Origin of the sequence: Jiella sp. M17.18 (assembly GCF_041027365.1) — a bacterium.
Lineage (GTDB): Bacteria > Pseudomonadota > Alphaproteobacteria > Rhizobiales > Rhizobiaceae > VKMB-3413.
The window spans coordinates 44,401-59,934 of record NZ_JBFTEH010000009.1 but is presented as its reverse complement, the minus strand read 5'-3'; the positions used below and the strand labels follow the sequence as shown (position 1 = coordinate 59,934).

General features: G+C 68.2%; 9 protein-coding genes. 5 read left to right on the top strand and 4 right to left on the bottom strand.

The annotated features are described in order from the left end of the window. Positions 1-61 precede the first annotated feature (61 nt). Positions 62-1,672 carry a glucan biosynthesis protein gene (locus AB5S17_RS16760; RefSeq protein WP_369241432.1) on the bottom strand — a complete coding sequence of 537 codons (1,611 nt, stop codon included), beginning with the start codon at positions 1,670-1,672 and terminating at the stop codon, positions 62-64. 258 nt (positions 1,673-1,930) lie between these two features. On the opposite strand from AB5S17_RS16760, the gene AB5S17_RS16755 reads away from it, so the two are divergent. Continuing rightward, complete coding sequence (locus AB5S17_RS16755; RefSeq protein WP_369241430.1) at positions 1,931-3,028, top strand: ABC transporter ATP-binding protein; 1,098 nt, start codon at positions 1,931-1,933, stop codon at positions 3,026-3,028. A gap of 37 nt (positions 3,029-3,065) precedes the next feature. On the opposite strand, the gene AB5S17_RS16750 is transcribed toward AB5S17_RS16755, so the two are convergent. Further along, a complete protein-coding gene (locus AB5S17_RS16750; RefSeq protein WP_369241428.1) occupies positions 3,066-4,772 on the bottom strand; it encodes an ABC transporter permease in 1,707 nt (568 codons plus the stop codon). A gap of 10 nt (positions 4,773-4,782) precedes the next feature. Next, on the bottom strand, positions 4,783-5,772 hold the full coding sequence (locus tag AB5S17_RS16745; RefSeq protein WP_369241426.1) for an ABC transporter substrate-binding protein: 990 nt from the start codon (positions 5,770-5,772) through the stop codon (positions 4,783-4,785). Positions 5,773-6,064: 292 nt separating this feature from the next. Here AB5S17_RS16745 and AB5S17_RS16740 point away from each other — a divergent pair, with 292 nt between their 5' ends. The 3 genes from AB5S17_RS16740 to AB5S17_RS16730 all read left to right on the top strand — a co-directional run bounded on the left by AB5S17_RS16740 (position 6,065) and on the right by AB5S17_RS16730 (position 11,044). Further along, positions 6,065-7,672: an EAL domain-containing protein gene (locus AB5S17_RS16740; protein WP_369241424.1), complete on the top strand. Its 1,608-nt coding sequence runs from the start codon at positions 6,065-6,067 to the stop codon at positions 7,670-7,672. Between the two features lie 261 nt (positions 7,673-7,933). Beyond that, positions 7,934-10,123, top strand: coding sequence for an anthranilate synthase (locus AB5S17_RS16735; protein ID WP_369241422.1), 2,190 nt, complete (start codon positions 7,934-7,936; stop codon positions 10,121-10,123). An 18-nt stretch (positions 10,124-10,141) separates the two neighbouring features. Beyond that, positions 10,142-11,044, top strand: a complete 903-nt coding sequence (locus AB5S17_RS16730; RefSeq protein WP_369241420.1) for a cation diffusion facilitator family transporter — start codon at positions 10,142-10,144, stop codon at positions 11,042-11,044. Positions 11,045-11,054: 10 nt separating this feature from the next. Here the strand turns inward: AB5S17_RS16730 and AB5S17_RS16725 are convergent, their stop codons facing one another. Next, positions 11,055-13,139, bottom strand: coding sequence for a diguanylate cyclase (locus AB5S17_RS16725; protein ID WP_369241418.1), 2,085 nt, complete (start codon positions 13,137-13,139; stop codon positions 11,055-11,057). Between the two features lie 704 nt (positions 13,140-13,843). Between AB5S17_RS16725 and leuA the strand changes: the two genes are divergently transcribed. Next, on the top strand, positions 13,844-15,511 hold the full coding sequence (gene leuA / locus AB5S17_RS16720; protein ID WP_369241662.1) for a 2-isopropylmalate synthase: 1,668 nt from the start codon (positions 13,844-13,846) through the stop codon (positions 15,509-15,511). Positions 15,512-15,534 lie beyond the last annotated feature (23 nt).

Here is a 15,534-nt window from a genome sequence, read left to right as displayed (position 1 = left end):
TCGCCTGTCGGACGGCGGATAAACCGGGACCGAGGGCGACGCCCGCCCCGCGAGCCGAGGCCTATGCGGCGGTGTCCTGACCCGGGATGTACTGGTAGAGCCAGGTCTCGGTCAGCGCGGCGTCGCCGCGCTTGAGATAGGCGCGCAGGTCCACCGGTTCCGGGTTGTCGGTCTTCAGGTCGAAGATCAAACGCCAGGCGGTGTCGACCTTCACCGAATAGCAGTCGACATGCGAGAGCTCTCCATGCGAGGCGGTCACGACCGCCTCCACGCCCTTGGCATCCCGGGGGAGTTCGGCGACCGGCCCGCCGTCGAAATCGACCGCGAACTTCATGACACCCTTCGGCCGGGGCTGGCCGGGAATGCCGCCTCGGCCGATCCGGGTCGCTGTGACGACACCGTTCTGCGGCGGATGCGGCTGGTCCTTGCCCCAGGTGAGGCGATAGGCGAGCGCGATCTCGTCGCCCTTCTCGACCGGCTTGTCCGAGACCCAATAGGCGACGATGTTGTCGTGGATCTCGTCGTCGGTCGGGATCTCGACGAGCTGCACCGCGCCGCGGCCCCAGCCGCCTTTCGGCTCGACCCAGACGCTCGGGCGTTTGTCGTAGAACACGCCGTCGTCCTGGTAGTGGTCGAAGTCGCGGTCGCGCTGCAACAGGCCGAAGCCCTTCGGGTCCTCGTCGGAGAAGCTCGACGTCATCACCTGGGGCGGATTGTTGAGCGGCCGCCAGATGCGCTCGCCGGCTCCCGTCCAGATGGCGAGGCCGTCGCTGTCGTGCACCTCGGGGCGCCAGTCGGTATGCTCCGGCTTGCCGGTCTGGGAGTACCAGAACATCGAGGTCAGTGGCGCGAGCCCGACACGCGCGATCGGCGCGCGGGCGTAGAAGCGCGTCTGGATGTCCATCACCACCGGACCGTCTCTGCCGACATCCATGCGGAAGGCGCCGGTCATGCGCGGCGAGTCCATCATGCAGGTGATGACGAGTTCTCGGCCGGGCGTCGTCGAGCGCTCGAGATAGTATTCGGTGAAGCGCGGAAACTCCTCCGGTGTCGGCATGGCGACGTCGAGGGCGACGGCACGCGCCGACAGGCCGTACTGGTCGAGTTCGCCGCTGGAGCGGAAATAGGCCGCGCCGAGGAAGGCCAGCCAGTCGCTCTTCTGGTCCGGCGTCATCACCCGGAAGCCGGCAAAGCCGATGTCGTCGGGCAGCGCCTGCGCCGGGCTGTCCGCCGGCATCTCGAAGAGGTCGGGATCGTAGATCAGCTGGCGCGACTGGTCGCCGTCGACGACGTGGATGCCGACCGGCAGCTCGAAATACTGGCCGAGGAAGAACATGCGCACCGGCGCCTTGCCGCCGGCGACCTCGAGCGTCGCCTCCGGCTTGTACCGGATCTTCCAGTTGGCGTCGTAGTCGATCCGGTCGAGCACCGCCTTGTCGCGCGGCGTCTCCGGCATATAGGGCTGCATCGCCATACGCCGCGCCCGGTCGGCGAGGATCTCGAAGGAGAAGGGCTTGGCGGGCTTGAACTTCAGCAGCTGCTCCTTGGCGAAGGCCCGGTGGGCCGTGGGCAGGAGCCCCAGCGCCGCCGCGGCGCCGAGAAACTTGCGGCGCGACAGCCCGCGGCCCCCGGACGGTGCATCGTCGCCGAGGAAATGAGTCTTCCGCTGCATCTTGGTCCCTTCGAACGTCCCATGCGGGGCGATGGCCGTCCCGCTCATGCTGTTGCCGACAGGCTCCCGCACCTGTCCGAGGCTGCGACGGCACGCGGCCGTCGGGGCTGCAATGCCAGAACTTCTTTGGCGAAAGTGCGACATTTGCAACGGTCTCGGACGACAATTCGCGCCGGATGGTTTCGCTGCTCTCGACCCGCCGTCCGGCGCTCCGTAAGACGTGCGCATCGACCGACGGTGCGTGACGAGGAAGTTCAGGTGGCTGCGATAACGCTGAAGGCCGTGACCCGGCGGTTCGGGACGAACGCCGCGGTTTCAAACGTCTCGCTGGACATCGCCGCCGGAGAGTTCGTCGCCCTGCTCGGCCCCTCCGGCTGCGGGAAGACGACGCTCCTGCGCCTCATCGCGGGCTTCGAGCAGCTGTCGGAGGGCGAGATCGCCTTCGACGGGCGCTGCGTCGCCGGGCGCGGGACGCATGTGCCGCCGGAAGAGCGCAACGCGGCGATCGTCTTCCAGTCCTACGCCCTCTGGCCGCATATGAGCGTCGGCGAGAATGTCGGCTATCCGCTGCGGGTGCGCGGCGTTCGGGGAACGGCCCGCGCGGAGAAGGTCGCGGCCGCGCTGGCCGCGGTCGACCTGACCGGCTTCGAGGGCCGCCGCCCCGCCGACCTCTCGGGCGGCCAGCGCCAGCGCGTCGCGCTCGCCCGCTGCCTCGCCATGGACCCGGCGATCGTCCTCCTCGACGAGCCGCTCGCCAATCTCGACGTCAACCTTCGCGCGGCGATGGAGGACACCTTCCGCGAATTCCACGAAAAGACCGGCGCCACCATGGTCTATGTCACCCACGACCAGGCCGAGGCGATGGCGATGGCCGACCGCGTCGCGGTCATGGAGAAGGGCCGGGTGCTGCAGGTCTCGGCACCTGAGACGCTCTACCGCGAGCCGGCGAACGAGACGGTCGCGCGCTTCGTCGGCAATGGCCGGGTGGTCGACTGCCGGATCCTTGGGGAGACGGACGGCGGCCACGCGGAGGTGCAACTGTTCGGTGCCCGCCTGGTCGTCCGCTGCGCGCCCGGAGCCGCCCATGGGCGCGACGGCCTGCTCGGCCTGAAGGCCGACGATCTCGTCGCCGGCGACGCCGGCGGCTTTGCCGCGAGGGTGAGGAAGGCGACCTTCAAGGGCTCGCATGCGATCCTCGAGGTCGAACCCGATGCGGCGCCCGGCACCATCCTGCCGGTGCGGTCCGACCGGATGCGGCCCGTCGCAAGCGCGGTACAGGTCGCCGTCACGGATGCCTGGCTGCTGCCCCGCGGGGAAGCGGACGACGCGACCGAGGGCGCTGCCGAGGCGGCCTGAGCCGCAGCCGCGTCAGGCGCCTGATCGCCCTGCCCCGTCAGTTGGTCCAGGGCAGGACGCCGCGCGGCAGCAGGCGGGCGAACAGCGCCGTGACGCCCATGATCGCGACGATCACGGCCACCGTCACCGCCGCGACCGCCGAGGCGAGCACCGTATAGCCGCCGTCGTCGAGGTTGAAGACGACGACGCCGAGCGTCTCGTTGCCGGCCGACCAGAGCAGCGCCGAGACCGTCAGCTCGTTGAAGCTCGTCATGAAGGTGAGGATCGCGCCGGCCGCGGCCGCCGGCGCCAGCAGCGGAAAGAGGATGGTGCGCAGCCGGAAGAGATAGCTGGCGCCGGTCATCCGCGCGGCCTCTTCCAGCGCCCTGTCGGTCTGCTGCACGGCGCCGACGACCGGGCGCAGCGACAGCGTCAGGAAGCGGGCGAGATAGGCGAAGAAGATGATCCAGATCGTGTTGTAGAGGCTGATCCCGAAGACGGGCAGCGGCCGGATGAAGATCAGGATCGCGGCGATGCCGAGGACGATGCCGGGCAGGGCGTAGGGCACTTCGGCGAGCGCCGCGAGACCGCGCAGCAGCCGGTTCGGCCGCCAGACGACGAAGGCCGCGAAGGGCACGGCGATGATCATCAGGAGGGCCGAGGCGCCGCAGGCGAGGAAGAAGGAGTTGCGGAAGGCCCGCACCGTCGCGTCCTGACGGAACAGCACCTCGGCATAGTTCGACAGCGTCACCGTCTTCTCCGACAGCGCGACGCCGTATGCGCTGACCAGCGATGTCGCGACGAGGGCGAGGAGCGGGACGACGAGGATCAGGACGATGATCGCCCAGGCTCCCGCCTCGACCAGCGGCCGGGCGCGGCCGAGCGGATAGCTGAGGGCCTGCGACGGTGCGCCGACGGTGCGATAGTCGCGCCGGCCGGTGATGAGCGACTGGACCGCGAAGCCGAGGACGGCGAGCACGCCGACGAGGATCGACAGCACCGCGACGTCGGAGATGATCGACGGCCCGAAGCTCGCCAGCCGCTCGTAGATCAGCGTCGGCAGGACCGTGTAGCCGGCCGGGATGCCGAGGAGGGCGGGAATGCCGAAATTGCCGACCGAGGAGACATAGGCGAGCGCCGCCCCGGCGACGAGCGGCGGCGTCATCATCGGCAGGACGATGGTGAAGAGGACGGAAAGGCGCCTGGCGCCGCAGGAGCGGGCCGCCTCGATCATCTCGCGCGGCAGCGACCGCAGGCCCGCCCGAACCGTCAGGAAGACCAGCGGCGCCTGCTGGATGCCCAGCAAGAGGATGATGCCCTCGCGGCTGTAGATCGGGTTCGGGCTCCCGAGCGGCGGGGCGAGGCCGAGGGTGATCAGGAGCGGGCTCGCCGGCCCGAAGAGCTGCGCCCAGGAGAGCGCCGTGACCTGCGGCGGGATCATCAGCGGCAACAGGAAGCAGAACACCAGCGCCGCCTTGCCGCGCATGTCGGTCAAGGCGACGAGGAGGGCGAAGAGCGTGCCGAGGACGAGCGAGATCGCCGTGCCGAAACCGGCGGTGACGAGGGAATGCCAGGCCGCGGTCCAGGTCGAGCCGGCCGACAGCACCGAGGCGATGACGGAAAGGTCGAACCGTCCCCCGGGCGCAAAGGCTTCGAGGATAAGCCGGCCGACGGGCAGGGCGCTGACGGCGGCGACGAAGACGAGGAGGACGGCGAGGGTCGCGCCCTCGCCGTCCAGCCGGATTCTGGAACGTGTTGCGGACAAGGGCGCGCGATCAGCCGCCGAAGATCTCGGCGAAGCGCTTCTTGTTGGCGTGCTCGTTCTTCAGGGCTTCGTCCGGATCGAACTTCATCAGCTTGATCTTGTCGCGCGAGGGGAAGCCGGCCGGCGGTGCGATGCCCTCGCGGGCCGGCAGATAGCCCATGTCGGAGGCGAGCTTCTGGCCGTCCTTGGACAGGAGGAAATCAACGAAGGCCTTGGCGGCTTCGACGTTCTTGGCGGTCTTCAGGATCGCCACCGGCTCGGTGACGGCCGAGACGCCCTCGGTCGGGAAGACGAAGTTCACCGGCGAGCCCTTGGCCGCCTCGCGGATCGGCAGATAGTCGACGACGACGCCGTAGGCCTTCTCGCCGCCCGCGACCGACTTGAAGACGGCGCCGTTGCCGCCGGACGCCGTCGCGCCGTTCTTCGCGAGCGCTTCGATGTAGTCCCAGCCGAAGTCCGGGTTCTGGACGAGGGTCGCGAGATGGACGAGGGCCGCACCGGAGGTCAGCGGGCTCGGCATCGTCACCTGGCCCTTGGCCTCGGGCTTGGTCAGATCCTTCCACGAGGTCGGCACCATCTGCGAACGGGTGTTGTTCATGATGCCGGTGGTGATCAGCTTGGTCGAGAACCAGGTCTTGTCCTTGTCGTAGAGACCCTTGTCGAAGCCGGTGGTGTCGGCCTTCTCGTAAGGCATCAGCCGGCCGTCGCGCTTCAGGCCGGCCATGGTCACGCTGTCGGCGATGAGCAGCACGTCGGGCTGCGGATTGCCCGCGGCGAACTCGGCCTGGAGCTTGGCCATGACCTTGGTCGTGCCGTCGCGCACCCATTCGACATGGACGTTCGGATAGGCCTTCTCGAAGGTGTCGACGGTCCGCTGCGCATCCGCGTTGGGCTGGCTGGTGTAGAGGACGAGCTTGCCGGAAGGCTGCGCCATGGCCGGAGCGGCAAGAAGCGCTGCGGCGAGGGAGGCGGCGGCGAACAGGCCGGAAGAGCGGATCATCGGGCATTCTCCTGCGTTTTTCGGACGTCTTCCGCGCCGGCGGCACGGAAGTCTCGCCGGGGACTAGCGGCTGGGCGATGACAGGACGATGACGCTCGCCGCGGCTGCCCTGCGGCGCGGAGGGTCCCCGAAAGGCCGCGCCGGTCGCCGCGCCGAAACTCTCGCATATCGAAGGCCCTCCGGTCGATCCGTTACCGCGGGCTGAACGATCCGGCCGGTTTCGCAGCCACCCACTTAATCAATCCTCAAAACGTTTCCGGTCTCACTGCCTTGCAATCGGCAAGAGCGTGGCATGGCAAAACTTGTCAGTCTTCTCATCTCCGCCCGACGGCAACGCGTCATCGAACTCGTGCTGGGCGTGGCGACCTTCCTGGTCCTCGTCTCTCTCGCTGCCTTCCTGGGCGTCGAGCACGTCAAGGACACGATGCGGCTGGAAGAGCGGGAACTGCTGCGGCCTTACGAGCAGATTTCTCGCAACCTGCGTTCGACCTTCGCCGCGATCGGCCGACAGGTCACCGCGGCTCCATGTTCGCCGGCGTTCCACCGACAGTTCCAGCGGGTGGCCTACCTGCCCGACGGCTTCAACGAGTTCGTCTATGCCCCCGGCGGAGTGATCCGATGCACCGCGCATGCGCCGACGCTCGCGCAGCCGGTCGATCTCGGGCCGCCCGACGTGGAGCGGGTGACGGCTCATTTCACCTCGCGGATGTGGATCGACAGCTACCTCAAGACCGGCGGGCTGGACGGGCTGATCGGCACGATCGTTCTCCACGACGACATCGGCATCGTCGTGCCGCGCGAGACCGAAAACGTTTCGCCGCCTGACTGGATGCGCTGGGAGACTTCCTTCATCGGCACGGCGGGGCAGACCTGGCACCGCGGCGGTCAGCTCGGCGTCGTCCGGCGCGGCCGTGCGCCCGGGGCCGGCCTCCGGATGTCCGATCTCACGATCCGCGACGTGACCTGCATCGAGGGCGACTATGTCTGCGCCGGCATGGCGGCATCACCGCTGGCGGTCGTGCTCGCCCACAAGCCGCATGTCGCGGGGGCCCTGGTCCTTGCGGCACTGCTGTCGATCTGCCTCGCCGGGCGCGGCCGCGCGCTGATCGTCCGCTACTGGTCGCTGGAAGCGCGGTTCCGGCGCCATCTCGACGCGGATTCGGTTGTCTGCGCCTATCAGCCGATCCTGGACGTGACGACCGGGCGGGTCGCGGCCTGCGAGGTGCTGGCGCGCTGGCGCGACGTCGACGACACGATCGTCTATCCCGACCGCTTCATCCCGCTGGTGGAGCGTCACGGGCTGACGCTGGCGTTCACGCGGATGGTGGTGCGGCGCGCCTTCGCGGAACTCTCGCAGGCGACGCCGGTCGACCATCCGCTGGCCGTCACCTTCAACATCTTTCCGCGCGATCTCGATTGCACGGCCTTGCAAGAAATCTTCGAGCCGTTCCTGGCCATGCCGGAACGCTTCTCCGTCATCATCGAACTGGTGGAGAGCGACGCGGTGGACGTGGACGAGGCGCAGCGCCAGATCCAGGCGCTTCGCGCCGTCGGTGTGCGCACCTATATCGACGACTTCGGCAGCGGCTATTCGAACATCCAGAACCTCGCCGCACTGTCGGTCGACGGCGTGAAGCTCGACCGCAGCTTCGCCATGGCGCCGGACGACAGCCTGATGGCGCGCATGCTGGTGCTGGCGATCGAGATGATCCACACCTCCGGCCGCGTCATCGTGGTGGAGGGGATCGAGACCGAGGCGCGGCTCGACATGCTGCGACAGGTCCAGCCACCCGTGGATTTCGTGCAAGGCTACCACATCTCGCGTCCGCTCGACATTGCGCGATTCGTGCAATTCCTGGAGAAGCGGCGGGCCGAAGACCGGCTGAGGCTCGCGGCCTGAGGCCGGCGACGATCGCCCGCGCTTGCTGCAGCCGGGCCCGGAGGCTGCGCTCCCTCGCTTTTGTCGTTGCCCTTCGCCGGCAGGTCCGCTATCGCTTTGGGCATGAGACACGCGACGATCGCAGCGAAGAATTGGTGGTGGACGCTCTGACAGCGGCCGTACCGTCACATCTGTGATCACGAACGAAGGCCGCCTCCATCATCCGGGCGGCCTTTTTGCATGGCGCGCCCGGAGGGGGCACTTTCCGACCCGGAGGGAACCATGGTGAGCGAACATCTGGACAGCGGGCGCGAGCGCTATGTCACGGCCGGCGGCGTCACCGTCACCCGGACCCGCCGGGCGGTGGCCTACGAGGGCGCCATCGAGCCCTATTTCGACCAGCTGGATACCCGGCGCGGCGCGATCCTGTTCTCCAACTACGAATATCCCGGCCGCTATACCCGGCAGGACGTCGCCTTCGTCGACCCGCCGCTGGTTGTCTCGTCCCGCGGGCGGGAGATGTGGATCGAGGCGCTGAACCCGCGAGGCGCTGTGCTCCTCGCCATCGTCGCCGATGCCCTCGACGGTCTCTCCGATCTCGAGCGGTTCGAGCGGCAAGGGGCGCGGCTCGACCTCGTCGTGAAGCAGCCGGGCGGCGCGGTGACGGAGGAGGAGCGCTCGCGCGTTCCCACCGTCTTCTCGGTGCTGCGGGCGATCGTCTCGCTGTTCCGCACCGATGAGGATCGCGACCTCGGGCTCTACGGCGCCTTCGGCTACGATCTCGCCTATCAATTCGACCCGGTGCCGGAGGTGCTGGAGCGCGATCCGCAGCGGCGCGACCTCGTGCTCTATCTGCCGGACGAGCTGCTGGAGGTCGACCACTACTCGGCCGCGGCCTTCGTCACCGCCTACGACTTCGAGGCGGGCGACCGCTCGACGGCCGGCCTCGCGGGCGGGGGCGCGCCGGCGCCCTTCGCCGCGGCGGACCGGATCCCGCCGCGCGGCGACCATCAGCCCGGCGAATATGCCGAGCTCGTGCGCGCCGCGAAGGAGAAGTTCGTCCGCGGCGACCTGTTCGAGGTCGTTCCCGGCCAGGTGTTCTACGAGCGCGCCGAGCATCGCCCGTCGGAGATCTCGCGACGGCTGAAGGCGGTGAACCCGTCGCCCTATTCCTTCTTCATCAATCTCGGGCAGAACGAGTTCCTGATCGGCGCCTCGCCTGAAATGTTCGTGCGGGTCAACGGCCGGCGGGTCGAGACCTGCCCGATCTCCGGCACGATCAAGCGCGGCGAGGACGCGATCTCGGACTCCGAGCAGATCCTGAAGCTTCTGAACTCCAAGAAGGACGAATCCGAGCTCACCATGTGTTCGGACGTCGACCGCAACGACAAGAGCCGGGTCTGCGATCCCGGCTCCGTCAGGGTGATCGGTCGGCGGCAGATCGAGATGTATTCGCGGCTGATCCACACGGTGGATCACATCGAGGGGCGCCTGCGCGACGGCATGGACGCCTTCGACGCCTTCCTTTCCCACGCCTGGGCGGTGACCGTGACCGGCGCGCCGAAGCTCTGGGCCATGCGCTTCATCGAGGGCCACGAGAAGAGCCCGCGCGCCTGGTACGGCGGCGCCGTCGGCATGGTGCACTTCAACGGCGACCTCAACACCGGCCTGACTCTCAGGACCATCCGGCTGAAGGACGGCATCGCGGAAGTGCGGGCCGGGGCGACCCTCCTCTATGATTCCAATCCTGAAGAAGAAGAGGCCGAGACCGAGCTGAAAGCCTCCGCTCTGCTCGGCGCGATCCGGGAGGCCGGCGTCTCCAACGCCGGCGCCGGCAAGCGCGCGGCGGCGCGGGTGGGCGAGGGTCTGCGGATCCTGCTCGTCGACCACGAGGACAGCTTCGTCCATACCCTCGCCAACTATTTCCGCCAGACCGGCGCGACGGTCTCGACGGTGCGCACGCCGGTTCCGGCGGAGATCTTCGAGCGGCTGGATCCGGACCTCGTCGTCCTGTCGCCGGGGCCGGGCAACCCGTCCGACTTCGACTGCAAGGGCACCATCGCCGCGGCCCGCAAGCATGGCGCGGCGATCTTCGGCGTGTGCCTCGGCCTGCAGGCGCTGGCGGAGGCCTATGGCGGAACGCTCCGCACGCTGCACGTGCCGGTCCACGGCAAGCCCTCGCGCATCCGCATCGCCAAGCCCGGCATCATCTTCTCCGGCCTGCCGGGCGAGGTGACGGTCGGGCGCTACCACTCGATCTTCGCCGATCCGGTGCGGCTGCCGAGGGATTTCGAGGTGACAGCCGAGACCGAGGACGGCATCGTCATGGCCTTCGAGCACCGCTCCGAGCCGGTCGCGGCCGTGCAGTTCCATCCGGAGAGCATCATGTCGCTCGGCGGCGAGGCCGGCATGCGGATGATCGAGAACATCGTCGCGCATCTGCCGCGGCGAGCCCGCGAGAAGGCCGCCTGACGGGCGGCCGCAGTGATCATGCCGGAGAACTCTGCGAACCTCGCCAAGCGGATCGCGGCGATGTCGATCGGCGTCGCCGTGGCGGTGCTTGCAATCAAGTACGTCGCCTATGAGCTGACGGGCTCCGTCGCGCTGTTCTCGGACGCGCTGGAATCGATCGTCAACGTGGTTGCCGGCGCGGTGGCGCTGTGGGCGGTGACGGTCAGCTACAAGCCGGCCGACAGCGACCATCCCTTCGGCCACACCAAGGCCGAGTATTTCTCGGCCGTCGTCGAGGGCGTGCTGATCGTCGTCGCGGCGCTCCTGATCCTGAAGGAGGCCTGGGACGCGTTCCTGGTGCCCCGGACGCTGGAGACGCCGCTGCTCGGCATCGCCGTCAACGGCATCGCGACCGTCATCAATTTCGCCTGGGGCTGGTTCCTGATCCGGCGCGGCCGCACGCACCGCTCGCCGGCGCTCGCGGCGGACGGGCGGCACATGATGGCGGACGTCGTCACCTCCGTCGGCGTGCTGATCGGCCTCGTCGTCGCCACCTGGACCGGCTGGGAGGTGCTCGACCCCGCCATGGCGGCGCTGGTCGCACTGAACATCCTGCGGGAGGGCTACAAGGTCGTCACCTCCTCGCTGTCCGGCCTGATGGATCAGGCGATCGACTCGCAGGAGGAAGCGCAGGTGCGCGACCTGATCTCGTCGAACGCCGACGGCGCGATCGAGGTGCACGACCTGAAGACGCGGCTGGCCGGCCGGGCGATGTTCATCGAGTTCCACCTCGTCGTCCCCGGCGAGATGAGCGTGGGTGCGGCGCACGACATCTGCGACCGGATCGAGGACGCGTTGCAGGAGGCCTTCGTCGGCGTCCGCGTGTCGATCCACGTGGAGCCCGAGGGCGAGGCCAAGCAGACCGGCGTACCGGTGCTCTGAAAGCCGAACGTCAGGCCGACGCGCTGCGCCTGGTCGCCGTCTCGATCTCGTCGTGGAAGGCCGCCCGTCCGCCGCCGTCGCGCTTGGCCGCGTACATGGCCGCGTCGGCCCGGTCGAGCAGCACCCCGATCGGCGTGACGGTGTTGTCGAGGAAGGCGATGCCGATGCTGGGCGTGACGGTGAGGCCGGTGCCGGCAAGGCTCTCCAGCGCGCGGCAGGCGGCCACCAGCCGCACCGCGAGAAGCGTCGCCGCCTCGCGGTCGGCGAGATCGCCGAGCGCCATGACGAACTCGTCGCCGCCGAGCCGGCAGAGCAGATCGTCGGGCTTCAGCAGAGCGCCGATGCGCCGGGCGATTTCCACGAGCAGCCGGTCGCCGACTTCGTGGCCGCACCGGTCGTTCACAGACTTGAAGCCGTCTAGGTCGACATAGAAGATCGCCAGCCTGCCGGGACTGGTCGCCGCCATCCGTATCTTGGTGCTGACCGCATCGAAGAATCCGTGCCGGTTGAGGGCGCCGGTCAGCGTGTCATGCGTTGCCGCATGGCGCAGCCGTTCCTGCGTCCGGCAGTTCTCGATGACGATTCCGGCAAGGCGCGCGGCGTCGCGCGCAAGCTCGATGTCGAACGGCTGGGCGGACGGACCGGCGACCGCCCGGATCGCCAGCAGCGCTTCGCCGCTCTCGCGCCCGAGCGGGATCGGCTCGAAGTGCATCTGCCCCGCCGGCACCACCGTCTCCTCGCCCCGAATGCGGAAGGCGTGCGCCGCACGCCGCTGCAGGGCCGCCACCGGCGAACGGCTCGGTGCCGATACGGCACCGTTGCGGAGCTGCTCCGGCAGGCGTGCGAAGGCTGCATCCTCGCGATTGCCGCCGAGAATGCACCATCCCCCCTCGGCCGTCGCCACCAGGATCGCCGCATCCCATGACGGCTGGGACCTGTGGAGTTCTTCCACCATGCTTTCGGCGATGTCGCCGAGGTCGCGGCCGGTGGCCAGCATCTCCATGATGACGCTGTGACCGCGAATGATGGCGGCGGTCCGCCGGCCGGCGGTGATCTCCGCCTGCAGCCGGCGGTTCGTCTTGTGAAGCTCCGCGGTGCGCTCCTCGATCAGCGTGTCGAGGCCGTCGACGAGAGCGCGGAGCTTGCCCTGCAAGGCCAGCCGCTCCGCATTGGCCGCCGCCAGCAGCAGGCCGGTCAGGCTGATCGCGATGATGAAGCCCTCGACGAGGAAGAGGCTCTGGGGCGGCGCTGCGGCGGTGGCGAAGGGACCATGGCCGGCGGCCGTCGCGGCGCAGACGGTGACGACGATCGCCGCGACGAGGCAGGCGGTCTCCAGCGGTCGCTGCCGCAGGCCGGACCACACGACGAGCGGAAACAGAACGAAGCCGACCGGCAGAATCGAGAAGCCGGTATGGCTCGCGACGTCCGAGAAGACGACCGCCGGAAGGAGGAAGCCGAGCGAAAGGACGAGGAAGGGTGACACCCCGGCTTCGCCCGGCGGAGCGGATCTTCCCTGAAGAGCGAGATGCAGCGGCGGCGTCACCACCAGGACGGCGGCAAGATCGGCCAACCCCCAGCGGCATGCGTCTTCGGCCCAGCCGGCGAGCGTCACCGCGTTGCCTGCGAAGGCAAGGACCATCCCGCCGATCGGCGCGCTGAACAGACAGATGACGGCGAGCGATGCGGTGACGAAGCGGAACGCGTCCGCCGGTTTGACGAACAGGTCGGCCGGCTTCAGGCCGCCGCGCTTCAGCAGCCAGAGGATCAGGAGCGGCTCGCCGGCGTGGACGGTGGCGACGAGGAAGCTCGACGGCCCGAACAGCCCCATCGACAGGTCGGCCGCCACCGACCCGATCCAGGCGCCGGGAAGGATGGCCGCGCCGTAGCGCAGGCTGAGGCCGAGCGCGATACCGGCCGGAAACCAGATCGGAACCCACCATGCCCATTGCGCGTCCGGCGGCATCAGCAGGGTGAAGCCGAACGCGGCCCGGAACGCGAGGAAGTAGGAGAGACAGCACAAGAGATTGCGCGCGAGCAGCCGAACGAGGCCGCGCCGAGGCGTCGGCTGCCCTGCTCGCGTCTCCCCCTCGGCCATTCCTGTCCCCGATTCCGCCCTTACGTTAGGGGAGTATGTTGCGGGATCAGCCGTAAAGCCCGCGTAAATGCCAGAGGCTTCAGAGTGTTTGGAGAGACTGCCCGTGACAGTTGTGAAGCCGGGCAAGCTTTTTCGTCCGGGGTTCCGTGAAGTCCTTGATCAGCAACGGGAATAGTCGCGTGAGCTTATCGTTGCGGACCCGGAAGAGGACGCATCACAAGGCGGTGATGCGCCGGTGAACCGTGGTCTCCTACCGAAGTTTCCGGCTCGGACCGCCCGCGGAGGCAACGTCGCGAAGATCCTGCCGGCCCAGGCTTGCATTACGCGCGTGATCGGCTACCCTCGCGCTCATGAAGACGGAAGCCACCTTCTCGACGACCGCGATGCGCGCAAGCTGCGCCACGCCGTCGCTCGGTCTGCTTCCGCTCCTTACGCTTCTTAGCGGCGGCCGTCGGACCCGTTGATCGAGGGGGCGTCCGGCGGTCGAGCCGGCGCGGTCCCGAACTTGCTCCGCCCACTGCCCCGTCGAACCTCACAATCTTCCGTATGCATTCGGACGCGTTCGATCTAGAAGGCGGCACCAAGGCCCCTCGCGCACCCGTCCCGAGCGATCAAGGTTCACACCGATGTCAGTCAGTCCCGCCACGCCGTCCGCCGACCAAGCCGCGCGCGCCGAAGCCGCCGGCCGCCCCGTACCGCGCACCATGCCGATGGCAGCACGCAAGTACCAGCCCTACGGACAGGTCGACCTTCCCGACCGGACCTGGCCGGGCAAGACGATCGACGCTCCGCCGATCTGGTGTTCGGTCGACCTCCGGGACGGCAACCAGGCGCTGGTCGATCCGATGGGGCACGAGCGCAAGGAGCGCTTCTTCAAGCTGCTGCTCGCGATGAACTTCAAGGAGATCGAGATCGGCTTCCCCTCGGCCTCGCAGACCGATTTCGACTTCGCCCGCTGGTGCATCGAGCATGGCGGCACGCCGGACGACGTCTCGCTGCAGGTGCTGGTGCAGTGCCGGCCGGAGCTGATCCAGAAGACGTTCGAATCCCTCGAGGGCTCGGTCCGGCCGATCGTCCACTTCTACAATTCCACCAGCGAACTGCAGCGGCGCGTCGTGTTCCAGAAGGACCGGGCGGGGATCAAGCAGATCGCGGTCGACGCGGCGAAGATGATCACCGACATGGCGGCCAAAGCCGGCGGCGGCTACCGCTTCGAATACTCGCCCGAGAGCTTCACCGGCACCGAACTCGAATTCGCCGCCGAGATCTGCAATGCGGTCGCGGAGATCGTCCGGCCGACGCCGGACAACAAGCTCATCGTCAATCTGCCGGCCACCGTCGAGATGTCGACGCCGAACGTCCATGCCGACCAGATCGAATGGATGTGCCGCAATCTCGACAACCGTGAGAACCTGATCGTCTCGCTGCATCCGCACAACGACCGCGGCACGGCGGTCGCGGCGACCGAGCTCGGCCTGATGGCCGGCGCCGACCGCGTCGAGGGCACGCTCTTCGGCAATGGCGAGCGCACCGGCAATGTCGATCTCGTCACCCTGGCGCTGAACATGTTCACGCAAGGGATCGATCCCGGCCTCGACGTCTCCGACATCAACCGGATCAAGGACGTCTACGAATACTGCAACAAGCTCGTCATCCCGGAGCGCCACCCTTATGTCGGCGAACTCGTCTACACCGCCTTTTCCGGCTCGCACCAGGACGCGATCAACAAGGGCATGAAGGCGGTCCGCGCGGCAAACAAGGAACTTTGGGAAGTCCCGTATCTGCCGATCGATCCGAAGGATGTCGGGCGCAGCTACGAAGCGATCATCCGGATCAACTCGCAGTCCGGCAAGGGCGGCATCGCCTATGTCCTGCAGGCCGATTACGGGCTCAACCTGCCGCGCAACCTGCAGATCGAGTTCCGCGAGGACATCCAGAAGATCACCGACGAAGAGGGCGTGGAGCTTCCGGCGAGGCGCATCTACGAGCGCTTCCTCGAATGCTATGTCGAGCAGCCGGGCGGCCGGTTCAAATATGTGGAGCACACGACGCGGCCGAACCCGACGATCAAGGGCGAGCGCATCGTCGAGGCGACGGTTCTCGACAATGGTGAAGAAGTGGCGGTCCAGGGCCTCGGCACAGGCCCGATCGACGGCTTCGTCGACGCGTTGCGCCGGCACATCGGCATCGACGTCTCGGTCTTCGACTACTCCGAGCATTCGCTGGGGGCGGGCTCCGACGCCCGCGCGATCTCCTACGTGGAGATGCAGCATCCGGGCGGCCGGCTGTTCGGCGCCGGCATCGACAAGAACGTCACGGCCGCCTCGCTGGAGGCGATCGTTTCGGCGGTGAACCGGATCGTCGCCGGCTGACGCCTGACCGCATCTCCGATCGG